This window comes from Cedecea lapagei (assembly GCF_900635955.1).
Taxonomy (GTDB): Bacteria; Pseudomonadota; Gammaproteobacteria; order Enterobacterales; family Enterobacteriaceae; genus Cedecea; species Cedecea lapagei.
Map to the genome: position 1 here is coordinate 4,717,742 of NZ_LR134201.1, position 22,857 is coordinate 4,740,598.

The window sequence follows — 22,857 nt, forward strand, 5'->3', positions numbered from 1 at the left end:
CCCTTATTTCTTATGGCGTATACGCGGGTTCACCACGCCGTACAGCAGGTCTACCAGCAGGTTGACGAGGATAATCATCGTCGCCACCAGCAGCACGCCGCCCTGGACCACCGGGTAGTCACGACGCTGAAGAGCGTCGATGAGCCAGCGGCCAAGGCCCGGCCAGGAGAAGATGGTTTCCGTCAGGATGGCGCCTGCCAGCAGAGTACCGACCTGCAGGCCGATAACGGTGACGACCGGCAGCATCGCGTTGCGCAGCGCATGAACCACGATAACGCGCAGGCGAGTCAGGCCCTTGGCACGAGCGGTACGGATGTAGTCTTCGCCCAGCACTTCCAGCATCGAAGAACGGGTCATACGCACGATAACCGCCAGCGGAATAGTCCCCAGCACGACGGCAGGCAATATCATATGGGCGACGGCGTCTATAAAGTCACCCGGCTGGCCCCAGATAGCGGTATCTATCAGCGCAAACCCGGTGAGCGGCAGGGAGTCATCAAGGAACACGGTATCGCTGATGCGCCCGGAAACCGGCGTCAGGTTCCAGTGAACCGAGACCAGCATGATGAGCATCATCCCCCACCAGAAAATGGGCATGGAGTAGCCGGTCAGCGCGAGGCCAACGGCGGTGTGGTCGAAGATGGAACCCCGCTTCACGGCGGCAAGTACGCCCACCGGGATCCCAACGGCAACGGCGAACATCATCGCGCAGATGCCGAGTTCCAGCGTCGCTTTAAAGCGCGGCACGAACTCGTCCCAGACCGGGAGGCGGCTCTTTAATGAAATACCCAGATCGCCATGCATTACGCCCCAGATGTAGTGGAGGTACTGCTGCCACATGGGCTTGTCGAGCCCCATCTCGGCCAAAAGCTGGGCGTGGCGCTCAGGAGAAATACCGCGCTCTCCGGCCATAATCATTACCGGGTCTCCGGGGATCATGTGCACGAAAGCGAAGGTGAGTAGGGTAATACCTATAAACGTGGGGATGACTAACCCCAGTCGTCGGAGGATGAACTGCAGCATATCCCGGATTCTCTGTAGTGACGGAAAGCCTGGTAACTGTCCCGTCTGTATTGCTCACAAATAATGAATATAAATTCCCTCTCCCCTGAGGGGAGAGGGTTAGGGTGAGGGGGAAATTAAAACACCCTCACCCCGGCCCTCTCCCTCAAGGGAGAGGGGGATCTCTACTTATTATTCGACGGACACGTTTTCGAAGTGGTGTTTGCCCAGCGGATCGACCACGTAGCCTTTGACTTCTTTACGCACTGGCTCGAATACGGTGGAGTGAGCGATGATCAGCGCAGGTGCCTGATCGTGCATCACAACCTGAGCCTGCTTGTACAGTTCAACACGCTTGTTGTGGTCGTCGGTGGCGCGAGCCGGCTGAATCAGATCTTCAAACGGCTTGTAGCACCAGCGAGAGTAGTTAGAACCATCTTTTGCAGCCGCGCAGCTGAACAGGGTGGCGAAGAAGTTATCCGGATCCCCATTGTCGCCGGTCCAGCCCATCATTACGGCCTGGTGCTCGCCCGCTTTAGCACGCTTCAGGTACTCGCCCCACTCGTAGGTCACGATTTTGGCGGTCACGCCCACTTTCGCCCAGTCAGCCTGAATCATCTCTGCCATGCGGCGAGCGTTCGGGTTGTATGGACGCTGTACCGGCATGGCCCACAGGTCAACGGTGAAGCCTTTATCCTGGCCCGCTTCTTTCAGCAGCGCTTTCGCTTTTTCAGGATCGTAGGTGTAGTCCTTCACGTCATCGTTGTAGCCCCACATGGTTGGTGGGATCAGGTTTTTAGCCGCGGTGCCCGCGCCCTGATAAACGGCTTTGATGATCGCTTCTTTGTTCACCGCGTAGGTCAGCGCCTGACGCACTTTCACGTCGTCAAACGGCTTCTTCTCGGTGTTGAAGGAGAGGTAACCCACGTTCAGGCCAGCCTGCTCCATCAGATTGATGTTTTTGTCTTCTTTCATGCGGGCGATGTCGGCCGGGTTCGGGAACGGCATCACCTGACATTCGTTTTTCTGCAGCTTGGCGTAACGCACGGAAGCGTCCGGCGTGATGGAGAAGACCAGACGATCGATCTTCGGCTTGGTGCCCCAGAAGCCAGGGAAGGCTTTATACAGAATACGGGAGTCTTTCTGGTACTGCAGCAGCTGGAATGGACCGGTACCGATTGGGTTCAGGTCGGTTTTTTCCGGCGTGCCGGCTTTCATCATGTTGTCCGCATATTCTTTAGAAAGAATAGAGGCGAAGTCCATGGCCATATCCGCGAGGAATGGCGCTTCCGGACGTGCCAGCACGAACTGCACGGTATTGTCGTCAACTTTTTTAATGTCGGTGATCAGGTCAGGCAGGCCCATCCCTTCGAAGTATTCATAGCTGCCGCCAGAGACTTTGTGATACGGGTTGTCTTTGTTTTTCTGACGGTCAAAGGAGAACACAACGTCGTCGGCGTTAAAATCACGAGTCGGCTTGAAGTCTTTATTGTCCTGCCACTTCACGCCTTTACGCAGGTGGAAGGTGTAGGTTTTACCGTCCGGACTCACGTCCCATTTCTCCGCCAGGCCCGGGATAATTTCGGTGGTGCCGGTTTTGAATTCGACCAGACGGTTATAAATCGGTACGGAGCTGGCATCGTAAGTCGTGCCGGAGGTGAACAGCTGTGGGTTAAAGCCCTCCGGGGAACCTTCTGAACAATAAACCAGGGTTTTGGCTTGTACGCTTGCTGCAACGGTCATGGCAACCAGGCTCAGACCAAATTTCAGCATCCCTGACTTCTTCAAGGAAATACTCATTATTCTGCTCCAATTATGTGTCGTGTTGTGTTTTGTCACCGTCTGACCATTGTTATTGTGTGAGGTCGGTACGGTGTGCCCGGAGGCGACGGTGAGGCCAGCAGTTCCTTTCGCGAGTCATGCATGGAGGTAGCACAGACGGTCCGTAAATAGCCCCTCTCGTCCTACAATCTGTCAATAGATTAAGGAAACGTCAATACAGGTCACGGGGATTTACAAGCAGGGTGGGATTTCACAGGCAAAGATTAAAAAAACCTTCGGGGAGCATTTTCAGCAGGGAAAATTATGCTAAAGGCTTGTTACCAGAATATTACACTGATTATTTTGCAACCCACAGCGAGAATCGATTGTCCTGAAGAGGTAAATTTTTGTGTTAAATGATGAATTGTTGCACGATTTATTTTGTGATCTGCATCGCCTACAGCGGAAAATGCTGTCCGCCATCATAAGCGGTGGCGCAAAAAACCACGCATTTCCATAACCAAACACGATGAGTGATATCCCTTCTTCAGGCCTGGCGACGACAGTCGCCGAGGTGCCGGACGAGAATGGCGAGGCGTCCTCCCCCTCAAAATTAATAGGTCAGGATAATATTTGAATTTAAATCGATTCAGGCAAGTAATTAATTTATTTTCTAAATAGCACTAAGAAATTAGAATATTCTTAAAAATTAGAAATTGACAATAATTTAATATCTTCATAGTCTGCTACACATCCTGGCTTCCTTTATTGTTAATGCGTTTATTAACCCGCTGTTGTAAATGTATAGCCTCCATTATTTCACTCAGTGGTTTAGAACTGCTCACCAATAAAAGCATAAAAATTAAAGGGACTTTCTGTGCGTGTTATTAAATGCTCCGTCTATGGTGGCATCGCTTTATTCTCAATGCTTCAACCTGGATATTCCGCCCCGCTGGCGGATGAACAGCTCATTCGGCAGCAGGAGAGCCAGCGAGCTCGTGAAGCGCAGCTAGCGCCGCCGGTACCGGACGTCAGGCTCTCACCGCAGACCCGGACTTCAGCCAGCCTTGATTTTCCAGAGGAAACCCCCTGTTTTCCTGTTCAACAGGTTGAATTGCAGCAGCGTGAAAAATTACCCCACTGGCTACCCCTGCAGAAATTAGCCAACAGGGCGGTGGGGCATTGCCTGGGTGGAAAAGGGATTAATACGCTAATGGGCGTATTACAAAACCGTCTTATTGATAGCGGTTATGTTACTACCCGCGTACTGGCTCCCCAGCAAAACCTTAATTCTGGTAAGTTAATTCTTACTATTTTGCCGGGCACCATCCGGCACGTAAAATTCACGCCGCAAAGCGGGCGTTATGTCTCTTTACTAAATAGCTTTCCAGCTAAACCCGGCGCTCTGCTTGATTTACGAGATATTGAACAGGGGCTGGAGAATTTTCAGCGTGTACCTGGCGTTCAGGCCAATATGGAAATTATTCCCGGCGAACAGCCGGGTGAGAGCGATATATTGCTGGGCTGGAAACAGTCGCGAATGTGGCGTCTTGGCCTGTCGCTGGATGACTCAGGCAGCCGCAGTACCGGACGCTATCAGGGGGGAGCGACGCTCTACGTCGATAACCCGCTAAGCCTCAGCGATACGCTTTACCTTAACGCCGGCAGAGCGCTGCAGCCGCATGGGGATAAAGGAACGCATAACTACACCGGGCAATACGCTGTGCCTTTCGGCTACTGGATGACCAGCCTGACGGCCAGCAGCAATGATTACTACCAGACCATCGCCGGGCTGAACGGGGATTACCGCTACCGGGGCAAAAGCAATAATCTCGCCTTCCAGCTTGGCCGCGTACTGCATCGTAGCGGTAGCCAGAAGACCAGCTTTACCTGGGACATTATTACGCGCGAGTCGAAAAACTTTCTCGACGATACCCAGATAGAGGCCCAGCGCCGCAAAACCGCCGCCTGGAAGCTGGGGCTACAGCATCGCCACTATATCTATGCCGCTACGCTGGATGCCGGTATCAGCTATCAGCGAGGTACCCGCTGGTTTGGTTCGCTTCCGGCTGCCGAAGAGTCTTTTGGCGAGGCGACGGCGCTGAGCAAAATCCTGCTGATGAACGCCCAGCTTGAGCTGCCTTTTGCGCTGGCCGGGCAAAACTTCCGCTACAACGTGCAGTACATGCGGCAGAAAACCAACACGCCTTTAACGCCGCAGGAGCAGTTCTCCATCGGCAGCCGCTGGACGGTGAGAGGCTTCGACGGCGAGCGTACCCTGAGCGCAGATAACGGCTGGACGGTTCGCAATGAATTTAGCTGGTTTACGCCGCTGCCTGGCCAGCAGCTCTATCTCGGCGTGGATTACGGGGAAGTGAGCGGCCACAGCAGCCCTTACCTTGCAGGCAACCATCTGGCAGGCGGCGCGGTTGGGCTGCGTGGCCAGTTACTGGGTGCCAGCTACGATGTTTTCGCCGGTATTCCGCTGTCAAAACCGCAGGGCTTTACCACCGATCCGGTGACGTTAGGCTTCAACCTGAACTGGCAATACTGAGGGCTCAAGGATGAACAAAAATCTCTATCGCATCGTGTTTAACAAAGCGCGCGGAATGCTGATGGTGGTCCCGGATATTGCCGCCTCGGGGCGTGCGGCGTCCTCTCCTTCCGAAGGCGTGGGCCATACTCAGCGCCGCTGCATGAGCCGCCTGGGGCGTATTAGCTTCAGCCTTTTACTGGCGATGGGCTGCGTGAGCACGCCGGTTTGGGCTGGCATTGTGGCAGACGGCAGCGCACCCGGTCAGCAGCAGCCCACCATCATAAACAGCGCTAACGGCACGCCGCAAATCAACATCCAGACGCCGAGCGCGGCCGGGGTTTCGCAGAACAAATACACCCAGTTTGATATCGACCAGAAAGGGGCGATTTTAAACAACTCCCATCAGATGACCCAAACCCAGCTGGGCGGCATGGTTGCCGCTAACCCGTGGCTGGCGAAAGGCGAAGCGAAGGTCATTCTGAACGAAGTTAACTCGCGCGACCCAAGCCAGCTCAACGGCATGCTGGAAGTGGCGGGGCGACAGGCGCAGATCGTCATCGCCAACCCGGCCGGGATCACCTGTAACGGCTGCGGCTTTATCAACGCCAACCGCACAACGTTGACCACCGGGCAGGTGCAGCTGTCGAACGGGCAGATCGCCGGTTACGACGTGAACCGGGGCACCATTACCGTGCAGGGGCGAGGGATGGATGGTTCGCGTCAGGACACGACCGAACTGATTGCCCGGGCGGTAAAAGTGAACGCCACGATTCAGGCGGGAGATCTCGAGATAACCACCGGGCGGAATAACGTTAGCGCCAGCGATCGTTCTGCTACCGCTAAATCCGATGATGGCAGCGCGCGCCCGCAGTTTGCGGTTGATGTGGCGCAGCTTGGCGGCATGTACGCCAATAAAATCCAGCTGCGAGGAACGGAGTCCGGCGTTGGCGTACATAATGCCGGAACCCTCGGCGCCTCGGCGGGCGACGTGGTGGTCAATGCCGACGGCTCAATCACCAACAGCGGCCTGATCCAGGCCAGCAACAATGTACAGCTTTCCTCACGCAATGACATTTCAAGCCAGGGCGTGCTCGCCGCCGGGATGAAAACGGACGGCACCGCCAGCGCGGCGGGCGAACTGGCGATGCAAAGCCAGGGTAAGTTAACCGTTAGTGGCCAGAACATCGCGGTGAGCAAGCTAACGGCGAAGGGCTTGAGCGTTGATTTTAGCGCCAGCCAGAGCCGGGCGGGTTCGGTAGAGCTTGCTGCAGCCCAGGGCGATGTCCACACCCAAAAAGCGAACGTTGCGGCACAGCAGATTGCGGTTAGCACTAGCGGAATGCTGAACAATGACGGCGGTACCCTGAGTGCCGATAAACTTAGCCTTACCGCCAGCCAGCTTTCCAACCGCCAGGGGGCACTGCAGCAAACCGGAGATAGCGAACTGACGCTGGCGCATACCGGTGGCATTGATAACCGCGGCGGGAACATTGTTGCGAACAGTAAAAAGCTAACGCTGAGCGGGGCGACGCTGGATAACCAGCAGGGGCGAATTCAGGCCAACGCGGTCGAGGTCAACACCGCGAAGCAAAGCCTGAACAACCAGCAGGGCGTTATCGCCGCCAGCAAAAGCGTGAAGCTGCAAAGCGGCGGGCTGAACAATGACGAGGGGCTGGTTCAGGCCGGGACTGAGCTGGCGCTGGACCTGCAGGGCGGCGCACTCAGCAACCGCAACAGCGGCAAGAAAGGCATTTTCAGCAATGGCACGCTGACGGTAAACGGGGGGGGCGCTGGACAACCAGCAGGGCGTTATCGCCAGCGCCGGAGCGCTCCAGCTCAACGGCAGTCAGCTGAATAACGATGCGGGTTCACTCCAGTCCGGCTTTACGCTGGACGTCAACGTGCAGGGTGGCAGCCTGACCAACCGCAGCGGCGGCAACCTGTCTGGCAAAGGGGCGCTGAGCCTCAAAGGCGGGGCGCTGGATAACAGCGGCGGCGTGATGGCCAGCGCTCAGAGCCTCAGCCTGAACGGCAGCCAGCTAAACAATGACGGCGGCCTGCTCCAGGCAGGCAGCGATCTCTCGCTGGATGTGGCGGGCGGCACATTCACTAACCGCAACAGCGGGAAAAACGGTGGTGTTCTTAGCCAGGGCCAGCTTACCGTGAAGAGCGGAGGGCTGGACAACAGCGGCGGGTTTATCGCCTCCGGCAAAGACGCCAGCCTGACCACGCTGGCGCTGAATAACACCTCAGGCACGCTGGCAAGCGACGGCACGCTTTCGCTTATCAATGAGGGCATCAACAACCAGCAGGGCCTGATTCAGGCGGGCAAATCGCTGTCGCTGGATACGCGCGGCGGAGCGCTGGTAAACAGCCACGGCGAGCTGATCTCAGGCAAGAATCTGACCCTGCTGAGCGGCGCATTGCTGAATGACGCCGGGCGTATTGTCGCCACTGAAGATGCCCAACTGGATACCGGGCATAACCCGCTGAACAACCTGGCGGGAACAATTGCCGCCGGTGGGGAAGCGAACATTACCGCTAACACGCTCAATAATGCCGCCGGGCAGGTTCAGGCGGCGGGTAACCTGCAGGTTACGACGCAAAATGAGCTGGAAAACGGCAACGGGCTTATTCGCGGCGGTAAAACCGTGACGCTTAACGCCGCCAGTATCGCCAACGGTAGCACTCACACAGAACAGCGCGGCATCGAAGGCCAGTCGGTCACGCTGAATACCGGTTCGTTTAACAATACCGATGGTGCCGTTCGCAGCAGCGATGCCTTGACGTTTAACACGGGCGGCACCCTGGACAATACCCGCGGCCTGCTTTCGTCCGGCAGTCAGCTAACGGTGAACGGCGGCCAGAGCCTGGCGCTGACCAACAGCGGAGGCACGCTGATTGCCGGGAAGATGCTCAGCCTGGAGGCCGGGTCGGCCACCGGCGACGGCAAACTTCTTTCGCAGGACGCAATGGCGCTGAACCTGCAAAAAGCGCTGCTTAACGTCGGCCAGATTATTGCCAACGGCAACGTCAGCTTCTCGTTTGCCGAAGGGCTGATTAACGAAGGCCTGGTGAAAGCTGGCGGCGTGATGACGATGAACGTTCCTGCGCTGCTCAACCGCGTAAACGGGGAGATAAGCGCCGGAGAAACTCATCTGCTGGTGGACGGGACGGTGACAAACTGGGGGCTGCTGGACGGTGGCTTAACGCATGTCAGCGCCGACACGCTCAACAACTATGGCACCGGGCGCATTTATGGCGACCACGTTGCCCTGCAGGCGGGGACGCTGAATAACGAAGCGCGAGACGGTACTGCGCCGGTTATCGCCGCCCGGCAGCATCTGGATTTAGGCGTTGGCACGCTAAATAACCTCGGCCACGCGATGATTTACAGCGCGGGTGATGTGGCCATCGGCGGCAGCCTTAATGACCAGTGGCAGGCCCAGGGGCAGGCGCTGACGTTCAATAACCACAGCTCGACGCTGGAATCCGCCAGCAATATGACCCTCAATATTGGCGAGATTAATAACCTTAACGACAGCCTGAAAACGCAGGTGGTGGAGACGGAAAACTCTGCGCACCACGAAGCGGCGCTGAAAGGAGCTCCGACGCATTACGACTGGAGCAATGTCGATACCAGCCAAAAAAATAAGTACGGCGTGCATACGGCTAAGATGCCGGACGGCTCACAAAGCGAAGAGTTTTATGAGTACAGCTACCAGCGTACCGTGAAAGAGACGCAGGTCATGGAGACCGATCCGGGTAAAATCGTCGCCGGCGGCAATATGACGATCAACAGCAACAAGATGAACAACCGCGACAGCACGGTAATTGCCGGGGGGCTACTGGGCGGGGCGATAGTTCAGCTGAACAACCTGGCCACGTTCGGCGAGCGCGTAATAACCGATATCGGCAGCCAGACGCGTTGGTACGCTAAAAAGAAACATCGGCCTATTGGCGGCACCAAAACCAGCCAGGGGAAAGACACCAGCAGCTATAAACCTGCTCCGGTTATCCAGAGTATCGACCTGAAGCAGATGGCCTGGCAGAGCAACGCCCAGATCAGCGGTAGCGGCACGGCGATTTCTGGCCGCGATACCACTGGCGTCACGACCAACATTGTTGATCCAGGCAAGCTTGATGCGGCGCTGGCGCAGCGCCCGATTACCGCCCCGTCAGGACAAAGGGTGGAGGTTGCCAGCGGCCCGGACAGCGCAATCCGCATGACGCAGCCCGATCTTCGTCTGCCCGATAACAGCCTTTATCAGCTACGCCCGACCAACGACGTTCCGTTTCTGATTGAAACCGATCCACGTTTTACCCATCAGAGGGAGTGGCTGAGCAGCGACTACATGCAAAGCCAGGTCTCGCTGGACGGTGGGAATATCCTCAAGCGGCTGGGCGACGGCTTCTATGAGCAAAACCTGATCCGCGAGCAGATCACCGAGCTGACCGGCAACCGCTTCCTGAAAGGGTTTAATAACGATGAGAGCCAGTACCGTTCGCTGATGGATGCCGGTGTGGCGTTTGGCAAACAGTATCGCCTCACGCCGGGTGTGGCGCTAACGCCTAAGCAAATGGCGCTGCTGACCAGCGATATGGTCTGGCTGGTGAAACAGGACGTGACGCTTCCTGACGGCTCGGTGCAAAGCGTGCTGGTGCCGCAGGTGTATGCTCGCGTGCGCCCCGGCGACCTCGACGGCAGCGGCGCGCTGATGTCCGGCGGCAATCTTGCGCTGAACGTGAAAAACGACCTTACCAACAGCGGGCGTATCACCGGACGCGAAGTTACGCAGATCACCGCCGAAAACATCACCAATAGCGGCTATTTGGGCGGAAATCGAGTCAGCCTCCAGGCGCGGACCGATATCAATAACATCGGCGGTACGCTGCAGGGCGGCGATGGCCTGATTGCCGTGGCTGGCCGCGACATCAACAGCATCACCACCACGCGTGGCGACGGCATCAATACCTGGATCGACCGCCCTGCCGGTATCTTCGTGCAGAACGATGGCGGCGAGCTGGGGCTGCAGGCGCTGAACAACATCAGCCTGACCGGCAGCCTGGTCAGCAACAGCGGCGAAAACAGCAAAACGCAGCTGATGGCCGGCAATGAACTGAACCTGAACACCGTGACCACCAGCCACACTGAATCCGGCGACTGGGGTGGCGGCAATGATCGGAACGTTATTCAGACGACGGACGTCGGCAGCCAGATCAACGGTAACGGCAGCGTGGCGTTAAGCGCCGGACAAGACGTGAATGCCCGCGCGGCAAGCATCACGGCGGCAGACAAGCTTGCGATGGCGGCGGGGAATGACATCAATATCACCAGCGGTGAGTCGTCTTATCAGGTGACCGAAAATAGCCGGCAAAGCTCAGGCGGCTGGCTTTCGAAGAAAACTATCGCCACCCATGATGACGTGAAGGCGACGGACGCCCTGGGCAGCACGCTTGACGGCGACAGCATCACCCTGCAGGCCGGGAATAACCTGACGGTGAAAGGCAGCAGCGTGGCGGCCACTCATGGCGTTAACCTCGCCGCCGGAAACGATCTGACCTTAACCACGGCCGAGAACAGCCGCCAGGAAAATTACCAGTATCAGGAGAAAAGCTCCGGCCTGTCCGGCACCGGCGGGATTGGCGTGAGCTACGGCAAGAGCGAGCTGAAAACCACCGACGACGGCAAATCACTGAGCAGCACCGGCAGTACGGTGGGCAGCACCGCCGGAAACGTGAACCTGACTTCCGGGAATGCGCTGACGGTGAAAGGCTCGGACGTGCTGGCTAAGCAGGATCTGGCGATGACCGGGAAAGAGGTCAATATTCTTGCAGCGGAAAATCAGAGTACGCAAACTCGCATTACCGAACAAAAAACCAGCGGCCTGACGCTGGCGCTTTCCGGCACGGTGGGCAGTGCGGTGAACCAGGCGGTGACCCAGGCGAACTCCGCCCGGAAAGAGAGTAACGGCCGCCTGGCCACGCTGCAGGGCGTGCAGTCGGCGCTGAGCGGCGTGGAAGCGTACCAGGGGAATCAGCTGAATAATGCAGATGGCGGCTCGCCGGGCAGCGTGATTGGCGTGAACCTCTCCTGGGGCAGCCAGTCGTCGAAATCGACCCAGACGCAGACCTCGAACCATAGCCAGGGCAGCCAGCTGACCGCCGGGAATAACCTGACCATCAGGGCCAGCGAGGGCGATATTCGCGTACAGGGCAGCGAGCTGCAGGCAGGCCAGGATATGCTGCTGAACGCGAAGCGCGACGTGCTGCTGGAGTCGGCGCAAAACAGCCAGAAACTGGATGGCAAAAACGAAAGCCATGGCAGCTCCTACGGCGTGGGGCTCAACTTCGGCAGCGGGGCGAACGGTATTTCGGTCAACGCCAGCGCCAACAAGGGCAAAGGCAACGAGAAAGGCACCGGCACCTCACATACTGAGACGACGCTGAACGCCGGGGATAAGCTCAGCATCGTCAGCGGGCGGGACACGACGCTGACCGGAGCGCAGGCGAGCGGCAACAGCGTGAAGATGGACGTGGGCCGCAACCTGACGTTGACCAGCGAGCAGGACACGGACGATTACGACGCGAAGCAGAGCAATATGAGCGCCGGAGGCAGCGCGAGTATGGGCGGAGGGTCGCTGTCGGTCAGCGCCTCGCGGGATAAAATGCACAGCACGTACGCGTCGGTGCAGGAGCAGACGGGCATCTTCGCCGGGAAGGGCGGGTTTGACGTGACGGTGGGCGAGCATACGCAGCTGAACGGGGCGGTAATTGGCTCGACGGCGGATGCCGGTAAAAATAAACTGGATACGGGGACGCTGGGCTTTAAGGATATCGAGAACAGCGCGGAGTACAAGGTAGAGCACCAGAGCGCGGGCATCAGCTCGGGCGGTAGCGTGGGCAGCCAGTTCCTGGGGAACGTGGCGAGCGGGCTGCTGGTGGGGGCGAACGGCTCCGGCAGCGCCAGCTCCACGACGAAGGCGGCGGTGAGTGAAGGGACAATCGTCATCCGCGACAAGGACCAACAGCAGCAGGATGTGGCGAACCTGAGCCGCGACGCAGAGCATGCCAACCAGACGCTGAGCCCGATATTCGACAAAGAGAAAGAACAGAACCGGCTGCGCGAGGCGCAGCTTATCGGCGAGATTGGGGTTCAGGCGGGGGATATTGCCCGGACGCAGGGTGACCTCAACGGACTGAAAGCCGCGAAAGAAAAATATCCGGGTCTGAGCGCGGATGAGCTGAGAAAGACCGATGTTTACCAGGCGGAGATGAATCGTTTTGGCACCGGCTCCGCGTTGCAGCAGGGAATTCAGGCAGCCACGGCGGCGGTACAGGGGCTGGCGGGTGGTAATATCGGTCAGGCGGTCAGTGGCGCGGCGGCACCGTATATCGCGGAGGTTATCAAACAGTACGCACCGGATGAAGCCAGCCGGGTGATGGCTCATGCGGTGGTAGCGGGCGTTATCGCCGCTGCACAAAGTAACTCAGCGGCAGCTGGCGCGGCGGGTGCAGCCACCACGGCAATAATGGGTGAAGCCATCAAAAACGCGCTGTACGGTGATGTGCCGGTCAGCCAACTGAGCGAAAAGCAGAAGCAAACGCTGGTTGCGCTGGGAAGCCTGGCGGCAGGTCTTGCGGGCGGCCTGGCCGGAGACAATACGGCGAATGCCGTAGCCGGCGCGCAGGCGGGCCAGAACGAACTCAGCAATAATATGGCCAGCGTGGGTATGTTGCAGCAGATGCTGGCGCAGGAGACGATGGCCTCGGCAGCAATGGCTGAGGCGGGTAAAGGTAGTGCCAACGATCGGGCTGCATTGGCGCTGACAAAAGCGGTTAAGCAGGGATTAAGTGAGACCTGCCTGGCCAACACCAGTTGTGTGTTAATGGCGATTGTTGCCGCTCAACAGAATGGCGGCAGTGACAGCAACAGCGCCACGCCAAATATTGGCAAGGATCTGACCGAAGTAGAGAAAGCTGAGCTGGGCGGTGCAGGTTCAGGCACGCCGGGCGGCTGGGAGCCGCAGGATGAGGAGAATGCGCGTAGCGCTGAATCTCAGCCAAATAAATCCGATGTCGGTAATATATCTTCCCTACCTATCGAAGAACAGATAGGTATATTGAGGGATGCGGCAAAAGGGAACAAAGGTAATTTTGGTTTAGGTCAGGCGACAGCTAAGGACGCTAACGCATTAGGTGAAGCATGGGTAGGGCCAGGGTATCGAGTATCTACTGATGGTACCGCATGGGTAAGTTCTGATGGGTTGAGAGTTTATCGCCCACCTTCATCTAAGCCAAATAGTCCTCATGCCACGACGGGTGTTCAGGCTAATTTTGAACAAAAACTGACGCCAACGGGAAGACCTATTAGCAATGGACATCTGGATATAACTAAATGAATATTGAATTGAAAGGGCTGAGATCGCTGGAAACGGAAGATAGTTTAATAAACTATTGGCCAACCGATCCTGCCAACTTTGGTTGTTGGATCAGAGCAATGATCGGACCTGATGATCAAGACGGTGCTGAAGCTTTTGATATGTTGGTATGTACACCAGGTTGGCTTCAAAACGAGCTAGCATCAAATAAGGCTTTGTCTGGTAAAGGGATGATCATTGTCGAAGAATATGATTATGATGAGATCCTTTCTTACGTAGAGAAAAAGGTCATTGCCTGCAATGATAGCGATTGGTCAAAAGCCGCCATCAAATTAAGTCGATTCAGTTTCTGGGAATATGAAGATTATCAGCCTTAAGTAGTAGATATCCCGGCCATCGAGCCGGGATCGTTCTATCAGCCTTTACCCAAAATGCCCGTTACCCCGTTTGTACACGGGCAGATTGCCGGTATCGTTCAGCGTCCCCGGAAACTCTTTGATCCACTGGTTTATCTTCTTCTTATTGAAGTGAGTGACGCTCAGCCCTTTGGCGCAGCCCCACAGTTCGCGGCTGTTCTGGGTAGTGATGACAATGCAGTTGAGAATAATGCGCTGAGTGATGGCTGGAACAGCTTATTACCATCGGGAACCGCGAATTACCGAGCAAAAAACCAGCCGCCTGGCCGCGCTGCAGGGCGTGCAGTCGGCGCTGAGCGGCGTGGAGGCTTACCAGGGGAATCAGCTGAATAACGCCGAAGGCGGCTCACCGGGCAGCGTGGTGGGCGTGAACCTCTCCTGGGGCAGCCAGTCGTCGACCTCGACCCAGACGCAGACCTCAAACCAGAGCCAGGGCAGCCAGCTTACCGCCGGGAATAATCTAACCATCAGGGCCAGCGAGGGTGACATTCGCGTCCAGGGCAGTGAGCTACAGACCGGCCAGGACATGCTGCTGAACGCGAAGCGTGACGTGCTGCTGGAGTCGGCGCTTAACAGCCAGAAACTGGATGGCAAAAACGAAAGCCACGGCAGCTCGTTCGGCGTGGGGATCAACTTCGGCAGCGGGGCGAACGGCATTTCGGTTAACGCCAGCGCCAACAAGGGCAAAGGCAACGAGAAAGGCACCGGCACCTCACATACCGAGACGACGCTGAACGCCGGGGATAACCTCAGCATCGTCAGCGGGCGGGACTCGACGCTGACCGGAGCGCAGGCGAGCGGCAACAGCGTGAAGATGGACGTGGGCCGCAACCTGACGTTGACCAGCGAGCAGGACACGGACGATTACGACGCGAAGCAGAGCAATATGAGCGCCGGAGGCAGCGCGAGTCCAGGCGGAGGGTCGCTGTCGGTCAGCGCCTCGCGGGATAAAATGCACAGTACGTACGCGTCGGTGCAGGAGCAGACGGGCATCTTCGCCGGGAAGGGCGGGTTTGACGTGACGGTGGGCGAGCATACGCAACTGAACGGGGCGGTGATTGGCTCGACGGCGGATGCCGGTAAAAATAAACTGGATACGGGGGCGCTGGGCTTTAAGGACATCGAGAACAGCGCGGAGTACAAGGTAGAGCACCAGAGCGTGGGCAGCCAGTTCCTGGGAATGTGGCGAACGGTTCCGACTGTACATGCGAACATTTAACCAGTTTTTTACGTAAAGGATCGCGGTTTTCGACATTTTGGTGGTGAGACGCCTTTATGCCGCGCTATTTAATGATTTACGTTCTGCGATCTCTTTTCTCTGCTGGCTATCCCCTTTAGCCCCGTAAGGTCGGCTAAAGGGGATGTTATGCAGCCATCAGAAAACTAGTTCGTGGCTTTGTTCGGTATATGACACCAGTTGTTATTCTCGTTAATCCCGCCGTTGGGTGAGGTATAACCCAGGCAGCCGAGGATAGTGTCGTACAGCTCAACGTGGCGGTGCGGGATCTTCATTTTTGCCTGTTCCTGCAAATGCCTGAAGGACTCGGCAAACGTCGGGTTTTCCAGATACTTGTCCGAGGCCCAAATCATCAGCGGAACGCGGAACTGCTCAGGCGGCGCCATCTCACGCGGCGTGCCGTGCAGGTGCATGGAGTCGCTGATGGATTCGCCGTGGTCTGCGGCGTAGAACACAATCGCCTTTTTATCGCGTACCTGGTCGATCACGCTGTCGATCATCGTATCAATGTACAGCACCGAGTTATCAAAGGCGTTGATCAGGTTTTCCTTTGGGCAACCGCCATTATTGATGTTGATGCACTCCGGCGTCCATTTTGCAAAGCTGCGTGGATAGCGCTGGGCGTAGGAGAAGTGGGAGCCTTTAGTGTGCAGGATAATAAGATGCTTGCCGTCAGGGTTCTGCTTAAGGGACTGCTTCATTTCGTCAACCAGCAGCATATCGTCCACGGTTTTACCACGGTTGCGCGGCTCAGCGGCAATCTGCTCGCGGAAGGCTAAACTGTCCGGCATGGCGTTTTTGTAGAACCAGACTTCGCTTTGCATGGCATACAGGTCGGAGCTAAAGCCGAGCTGTTTTAGTACCGCAAAGACATTCTGCTCTTTCAACGTACGCTGAGGGTTATCCTCGGTTCCGCCCTCCCGCACGAACATGCAGCGCAGCGAAAGCTTGGTGGCGGTGTCGCAGGACTGGCCGTGGAAAGCCACCAGGTTTTTCTCTTTCGACAGTTTTGGTGTGGTGTCGCGATCGTAGCCAAGCAGACCCATATGATCCCAGCGAGTTGTCTCGCCGATGATAAACACCACGTAGGTATCGTCCAGGCCCGGAGGCGTGACGTAGGTAAATTTCTTCGTCGGGTTCATCAGTGAGCCGTTGCCGTCGGACTCGTCGGCCTGGGCCCAGGCAAACAGCCCCAGCGAGGAGACCCAGTTGACCGGGACATATGAACTCGCCACGACCCCGCCATAGCTTGCCATGTCGGTCGTGGAACCACGTTCATCGTTGGACTGCATTTCACCCAGAGTGCGCAGCGGCGCCCAAACCAGCAAACCAGCCGCGACGACAATAGCGATGTTCTTGATGCGCTGACCGGGGGTTTTCAGCTGCTGAAGCAGCGTGTCCCGTGACCTGTTCGTCCAGATCAAATAAAGCGGAATAATGCTGACCAGCACCATCCAGATGGCAAAGTGATAGCCCACGACTTCTTTTGACAGGTCGATATCGGTCGTCATCACCGAGGCAATAATGCCGTAGCCAATCACCACGTTGAAGAAGGTCATGTAGTAGCTGGCTGCGACCGAACAGAGCACCACAAAGGTGGCCAGCACGCGCCAGAGGTTGCGGCCGAAAATCGACAGCACTCGGAACAGGAAAAATGTCACCAGCAGGCAGGCGAAAAATTCGGTGGCGGCAGCAAGGCCCTTCCAGGCGATGAAAACCTGGGCGCGACTGTCAAAACGCTGGTAAAAAACGGAGATATTCAAAAACCAGCCAATGTAGACCCCCAACAGCAAACATAACTTCTGCTGGGACATTGTTTTAAAGTAATTCATGCAGGGTATCCTGGCGATGTCAAAATATAAGCGCTACTCAGACCGTGGTACTCGAGCGTAGTTCTGTATGAGTGTTGAATCCGGGGGAAATTTTAGATCCGCTTCAAAACTCAGCGGCGGCTAGTAGAGCACAGGACAGGGGGGATGTATGCCGGTATGTGGCGATCCGACCCGTTATTTACATTTTTCGAGTCGGATCTGTGATGTTAGTTAATCACGTTTAACTTCACATCGATATTGCCGCGCGTGGCGTTAGAGTAAGGGCAAACGACGTGGGCTTTTTTCACTAACTCCTCAGCTTCAGCTTTGTCTATGCCCGGCAGATGAATATCCAACTGGACTTCGATACCAAAACCGGTAGGCAGCGGCCCAATCCCCACATGGCCTTCAATAAAGGCATCGTTAGGTATCCTCTTTTTCTCCTGGGCGGCAACGTGTTTTAGCGCGCCAAGAAAACAGGCTGAGTAGCCAGCGGCAAAAAGCTGTTCAGGGTTGGTGACTTCACCTCCGGCGCCGCCCATCTCTTTGGGAACCCCCAGCTTCACGTCCAGCACGCCATCTGAAGAGGTTGCGCGGCCGTCACGGCCCCCGGTGGCTTTTGCTTTGGCCCGGTACAGCACTTTTTCTAAGGACATTGCGTTTTCCTTCTGTTGAGAACGTCCCTAAAGGATAGACCATAGAAAAAGGCCGCCAGGGTTGGCGGCCTCCAAAGAGAAATTCCAGGATTAATCAGGCATGGGCATGTTTGTGATTCAGCACTGCACGCACCGGCTGGCGGATCGTGGTGGAGATAGCCAGGGACAGAATCAGCAGCGCGAAGATGACGCAGAAGGTCACGTAGAAGCCGCCAAACAGCGAAGCGATAATGGAGCCGCAGATGCTGCCGATACCGAAGCCCAGATAAATCACACCGTAGTTCTTAGTGAGATTGTTCAGCCCGAAGAACTCGCTTACCAGGGAAGGGTAAACGGTGATGGTGCCGCCGAAGTTAAAGGCAACGCAGGCAATGGCTGCAAAGAACGTCATCTCGCTGAGCGGGGCAAACAGCAGTGCTGTCATACCTACCAGCGAAATCACCTGGCCAATAGTAATCACGCGGATGCGGGCGATTTTATCGGACAGAATACCAAGAACGAGGCGGCCGCTCAGGTTAGCAATGGAGATAACGGTGACCGCATTAGCTGCGGATAGCGCATCCAGATGAACCATGCCCTGAGCGATATCTTTGGCTACGCCGATGACGTACAGGCCGCTCATGCAGGCCGTCAGGAACATCAGCGCCAGCATCCAGTATTGTGGCTGACGCATAGACTCGGCCAGGGTGAAGTCTGTTTTTGCCGCGCCGCCGGCGGTTTTGGTTTCCTGCAGCGGAGCATCTTTCATCATAGTGGCGCCAAGCAGCACCATGACCATTGCCAGCCCGCCCCAAATCATAAAGGTATTTTCGAGGCCGTAGGAGGCAAGCAGGTGGGTGTCGATGTATTTAAAACCGAGGCTGCCGAGGCCGTAGGCGCCGATGGAGAAGGCAGAAATAAGACCTTTGCGCTCCGGGAACCACTTCACGCAGTTTGACAGCGTCAGCAGATAGCCTGCGCCATCGGCCAGACCCACCAGCACGCCAGCGGTGAGCCACAGCATCATCAGGTTGTTAGCGTGTGCGGTGAAGAACAGCCCGGCGCCAAGCAGTACGCCTGCGGCCATGGTGACCTTACGCACGCCAAAGCGATCCTGCAGTTTGCCCGCAACGGAAGAGGAGATGGCAAGGCCCAGGCTCAGCAGGCCGAAGGAGAATGCGACCTGGCTGATTGGCGCATCCAGCTTCTGGGCCAGCGCGCTGTTGAACAAGCTCCAGGTATAAACGGAACCCAGTGCAAACTGGGTAATGATGGTCCCGATAAGGGTTAACCAGCGAGTACGGTTGTAGTTGGCAGTGTTCATGGCAGATGTCCTGCGAATCTAAGGGAAGTTATCTGCCGCCTACGATAGCGAAGCGCCGTTTATTCCAGGAAAAAACGGCATGAAATGCGTGGAGAACGGAATGAAATGCCTGTGAGGTGGTATGAACGGCCTTCATAAGGCTCGGGATGATTTGTTTGTTAGTGCTTGCTATCATTCTGGTGCGCGTGGTTGCTGTATAGTAAATGTTAAATCATAAATGAGACATGGTTAACAGTTTGCAAAATCTCTGCGGCTAAATCACCTTTATTTGATCTTGTTTAGGGTTGTGAAACGCCCCGGATTCACTATGGTCAGAGTGTGCATTTGCCTTGGGGCGCGGAAGGTGATGAGGGAGAAGGAAATGGAACGATGTGGCTGGGTCACTCAGGACCCACAATATCTGGACTATCACGACAAAGAGTGGGGCGTGCCGGTTACCGACGGGCAAAAGCTGTTCGAAATGATCTGTCTCGAAGGGCAACAGGCCGGGCTGTCGTGGATAACCGTGCTGAAAAAGCGCGAGAACTACCGGAAGCGCTTCAGAAACTTCGACCCTTATGCCGTGGCGCTCATTCAGCCGGAAGAGGTCGATGAGCTGATGCAGGATGCCGGGATTATTCGTCACCGTGGGAAAATTGAGGCGATTATTACGAACGCCAAAGCCTACCTCGCGATGGAGGCAAACGGTGAAATGTTTCCGGCGTTCGTCTGGGGATTCGTGAAAAATGAGCCCCAGGTATCGCACACCGCCTTGTCAAGCGAGATCCCGGCCTTTACGCCGGCGTCGGATGCCTTATCTAAGGCACTGAAGAAGCGCGGCTTTAAATTTGTAGGCTCGACAATCTGCTACTCGTTTATGCAGGCCTGTGGCCTGGTCAATGACCATCTGACCGGCTGCTTCTGCCATCCAGATTTTCGCCGATGATCCGGCCATTTAACCCCGGGGAAATAGATGTGCTGATGGCTCTCTGGCTTGAGAGTACCATCGCTGGCCATCCGTTTATCGCGGAAAACTACTGGCACGAGAGCGTGAACCTGGTGCGCAATGTCTATATTCCTCAGTCAAAAACGTGGGTGTACCTGCATGAGGGACAGCTGGTGGGGTTTATCAGCGTTATGGAGAAACAGTTTATCGGCGCGCTGTTTGTTGCGCTTTCCTGTGCGGGTCAGGGCATCGGCGGCAAGCTGCTGGAGAAGGCCAAAGCGGAATACCCGGCTTTGAGCCTCGAGGTCTACCAGAAAAATTACCGGGCGGTGCATTTCTATCACCGCCACGGCTTTCGCATAGAGGAAAGCGCGTGGCAGGATGAGACGCAGCACCCGACGTGGATTATGGGCTGGCAGGCGGATCAAACGCCGTCACAGCAGGTGCCGGCCCTGTAAATTTCTCGGCCCAGACGAGGGAGTTATTTGCCGCGCAGCCGTTAGCCAGCCGCGAAGAGGGTATATCCATCGTGAGGACGTTAACCGCGCCGTTTTTGCAAAGGTTGTTTTCGTCCAGATCGGGCCATGCCCCCTGGTGGATGCAGACCACGCCGGGCCTGATGCCATCGGTAACCTGAGCACCCACCAACACCTGCCCGCGAGCATTCCATACGCGCACGACGTCGCCATGAGCGATGCCGCGTGCTTTGGCGTCAATCGGGTGCAGCGTAATGGGTTCACGTCCGGCGATGGCATACTGGTCGCGCAGCCCCGCATAGTTTAGCTGGCTGTGCAGGCGGTGAGCCGGATGAGAAGAAAGCAGCTGGAGCTGGCCGGGGACAGCGTTGCCCTGCCATTCGGTCGGTTCAAGCCAGCTCGGGTGCGGCGGGCAGTCTTCGTAGTTATAGCTGGCAATGCGTTCGGAATAGATCTCAATTTTGCCGCTCGGCGTTTTGAGCGGGTTCGCCTCAGGATCGTCACGAAAAGCCGAGAAGCGGATGTATTCTGCATTCTTAGCGTTTTCCGGCATTTCTATCAGCTGGTTAGCTTCCCAGAAATCACCAAACGCAGGCAGCGCTAACCCTTGTGCAGCGCCGCGCTGGCGGGCGATTTGATAGAAACTTTCCAGCCACTCAAGCTCGCTTTTCCCTTCGCTGAATCTCGCTTTACCCCCTTCTTCCCATTTTTCACTCAGGTCAGCAAAGATATCGAAATCGTTCCGCGCTTCGCCCTGCGGAGAAACCACCAGCTTCATCGGCACCAGGTGCTGGTTGCTGTAATCCCCGGTCATCGTCATATCGTTACGTTCGAACGAGGTGGTGACCGGCAGAACGATATCGGCGTGTTTTGCCGCTGCCGTCCAGAAGCACTCGGAGATAACGATCAGTTCCGGTTTTTGCCAGGCCGCGGCAAGGCGATGGGTGTCCTGATGATGGGTGAAGTTGCTGCCGCCCGCCCACCAAAGCATGCGGAGGTCTGGGAAGGTATGCTGCTGCCCGTTATGCTGGTAAGTCCCGCCAGGGTTTTCCAGCGCCTCGACTATTCGCGCTACGGGTATTTTCTCCACCGCGTCGGTGCCGCCGGCCAGCGAGCCCTGCAGCGAGCCGAGTACCGCCGCGCTGCGGGTTGGGTTGCCGCCGTTGGCAAAATGGTAGGAGAGTCCGAAGCCGCCACCCGGGGTACCGATCTGGCCGAGCATAGCCGCCAGCGTCACCAGCATCCAGTGCTTCTGCTCGCCATACTGCTGGCGTTGCATGCCCCAGCCGGCCATCAGCATGGTGCGTTTGTGGCTGAAAAGATCCGCCAGTTTTTCGATGGTTGCAGCCGGAATGCCGCAGATTTCAGCCGCCCAGGCTGCATTTTTTGAAACGCCGTCGCTCTTGCCGAGGAGGTAGGCTTCAAATTTGTCATAACCGTAGGTGCAGCGGGCGAGAAAGCGGTGTCGTGTCTGCCCTGAATAACGAGCGTGTGGGCAATGCCAAGCATCAGCGCGACGTCGGTGCCCATATGCGGGGCGAGCCATTCGGCACGTTCGCCGAAGAAGTCGACGGTTTCTGAGCGCATTGGGTCGATGGCGATAATCGTTTTACCGCTGTTTTTTAACTGCTCGAAGTACTTCACGCCCTGCTCGTCGCTGGCGTTCCAGGCGATTTTCAGCGTGTTAAGCGGGTTCGCGCTCCACAGCACGACGACTTCGCTGTTCTCAAGCAGCAGCGGCCAGCTGGTCTGCTGCTGGTAAACCTCGTTGGAGCCAACCACGTAAGGCATGATCACCTGAGCGGCGCCGGTGGAGTAGTCTCCGGAGTGCCCGGTATAACCCCCGGCCAGGCTCATGTAGCGCTGAAGCAGCGTGGAGGCTTTATGCAGCACGCCGTTGGAGCGCCAGCCGTAGGAGCCTGCGAATATAGCCGCCGGGCCGTAGCTCTCGCGAATGCGTTTATGCTGCTGATGAATCAGCGTCAGCGCGTCATCCCAGCTAATGCGGACGTAATCATCTTTACCGCGAATGCCCTGAGGCTTATCCGGTGAGGCCAGAAATCCTTTACGCGCCATAGGAAACGCAACGCGAGCTTTGCTGTGGACCTGATCCGGCACCGCGCTCTGCAGGGAGTTATGATGACCGGTTTCGAGCGCACCGCGGGAGTGATAAACCCGCTGGCCGTCGGTTTCGACCAGCATGGGGCCCCAGTGTGCAGCCGTGAGGATCTGTTTACGAGAAGAAGATGAATTAGCCAATTTGGGCTCCGCGATTGCAGGCGGTGGGGTTACCCCACTCAATGTATGACAACGATTCAGAAAACTTACAGGAATTTTCTACACGATTTGCCGT

General features: G+C 56.7%; 10 protein-coding genes and 3 pseudogenes. 7 read left to right on the forward strand and 6 right to left on the reverse strand.

Annotation, left to right across the window (positions count from 1 at the left end; all coding sequences use genetic code 11):
• Positions 1-3: 3 nt before the first annotated feature.
• Both dppB and dppA read right to left on the reverse strand, forming a co-directional pair.
• Entirely contained in the window at positions 4-1,023 is a 1,020-nt protein-coding gene (gene dppB, locus EL098_RS22910; RefSeq protein ID WP_126358279.1) for a dipeptide ABC transporter permease DppB, read from the reverse strand.
• 171 nt (positions 1,024-1,194) lie between these two features.
• On the reverse strand, positions 1,195-2,802 hold the full coding sequence (gene dppA, locus EL098_RS22915; RefSeq protein WP_126358280.1) for a dipeptide ABC transporter periplasmic-binding protein DppA: 1,608 nt from the start codon (positions 2,800-2,802) through the stop codon (positions 1,195-1,197).
• An 886-nt stretch (positions 2,803-3,688) separates the two neighbouring features.
• Here dppA and EL098_RS22920 point away from each other — a divergent pair.
• The 5 genes and pseudogenes from EL098_RS22920 to EL098_RS22945 all read left to right on the forward strand — a co-directional run.
• Entirely contained in the window at positions 3,689-5,317 is a 1,629-nt protein-coding gene (locus EL098_RS22920) for a ShlB/FhaC/HecB family hemolysin secretion/activation protein (RefSeq protein WP_232012470.1), read from the forward strand.
• Positions 5,318-5,327: 10 nt separating this feature from the next.
• Positions 5,328-6,746: pseudogene (locus EL098_RS22925) on the forward strand (two-partner secretion domain-containing protein); the annotation flags it as partial.
• A gap of 454 nt (positions 6,747-7,200) precedes the next feature.
• The gene (locus tag EL098_RS22930) at positions 7,201-13,701 is read left to right on the forward strand and encodes a hemagglutinin repeat-containing protein (RefSeq protein WP_126358283.1); all 6,501 of its coding nucleotides are present in this window, start codon (positions 7,201-7,203) and stop codon (positions 13,699-13,701) included.
• Complete coding sequence (locus EL098_RS22935; RefSeq protein WP_126358284.1) at positions 13,698-14,057, forward strand: immunity 8 family protein; 360 nt, start codon at positions 13,698-13,700, stop codon at positions 14,055-14,057. The genes EL098_RS22930 and EL098_RS22935 overlap by 4 nt, the downstream gene beginning before the upstream one ends.
• 292 nt (positions 14,058-14,349) lie before the next feature.
• Positions 14,350-15,276 (forward strand): annotated as a pseudogene (locus tag EL098_RS22945) (hemagglutinin repeat-containing protein); the annotation flags it as partial.
• Positions 15,277-15,479: 203 nt separating this feature from the next.
• Here EL098_RS22945 and eptB read toward each other — a convergent pair.
• The 3 genes from eptB to EL098_RS22960 all read right to left on the reverse strand — a co-directional run bounded on the left by eptB (position 15,480) and on the right by EL098_RS22960 (position 19,103).
• Entirely contained in the window at positions 15,480-17,165 is a 1,686-nt protein-coding gene (eptB, locus tag EL098_RS22950; RefSeq protein ID WP_126358286.1) for a kdo(2)-lipid A phosphoethanolamine 7''-transferase, read from the reverse strand.
• Positions 17,166-17,371: 206 nt separating this feature from the next.
• Positions 17,372-17,800: an organic hydroperoxide resistance protein gene (locus tag EL098_RS22955; protein ID WP_126358287.1), complete on the reverse strand. Its 429-nt coding sequence runs from the start codon at positions 17,798-17,800 to the stop codon at positions 17,372-17,374.
• Positions 17,801-17,894: 94 nt separating this feature from the next.
• The gene (locus tag EL098_RS22960; protein WP_126358288.1) at positions 17,895-19,103 is read right to left on the reverse strand and encodes an L-lactate MFS transporter; all 1,209 of its coding nucleotides are present in this window, start codon (positions 19,101-19,103) and stop codon (positions 17,895-17,897) included.
• Between the two features lie 361 nt (positions 19,104-19,464).
• Between EL098_RS22960 and EL098_RS22965 the strand changes: the two genes are divergently transcribed.
• Both EL098_RS22965 and EL098_RS22970 read left to right on the forward strand, forming a co-directional pair.
• Positions 19,465-20,028 carry a DNA-3-methyladenine glycosylase I gene (locus EL098_RS22965; protein ID WP_126358289.1) on the forward strand — a complete coding sequence of 188 codons (564 nt, stop codon included), beginning with the start codon at positions 19,465-19,467 and terminating at the stop codon, positions 20,026-20,028.
• Positions 20,025-20,486: an N-acetyltransferase gene (locus EL098_RS22970; RefSeq protein ID WP_126358290.1), complete on the forward strand. Its 462-nt coding sequence runs from the start codon at positions 20,025-20,027 to the stop codon at positions 20,484-20,486. The genes EL098_RS22965 and EL098_RS22970 overlap by 4 nt, the downstream gene beginning before the upstream one ends.
• Here the strand turns inward: EL098_RS22970 and EL098_RS22975 are convergent.
• A pseudogene (locus tag EL098_RS22975) lies at positions 20,434-22,763 on the reverse strand (molybdopterin guanine dinucleotide-containing S/N-oxide reductase). The gene EL098_RS22970 and the pseudogene EL098_RS22975 overlap by 53 nt on opposite strands.
• Positions 22,764-22,857 lie beyond the last annotated feature (94 nt).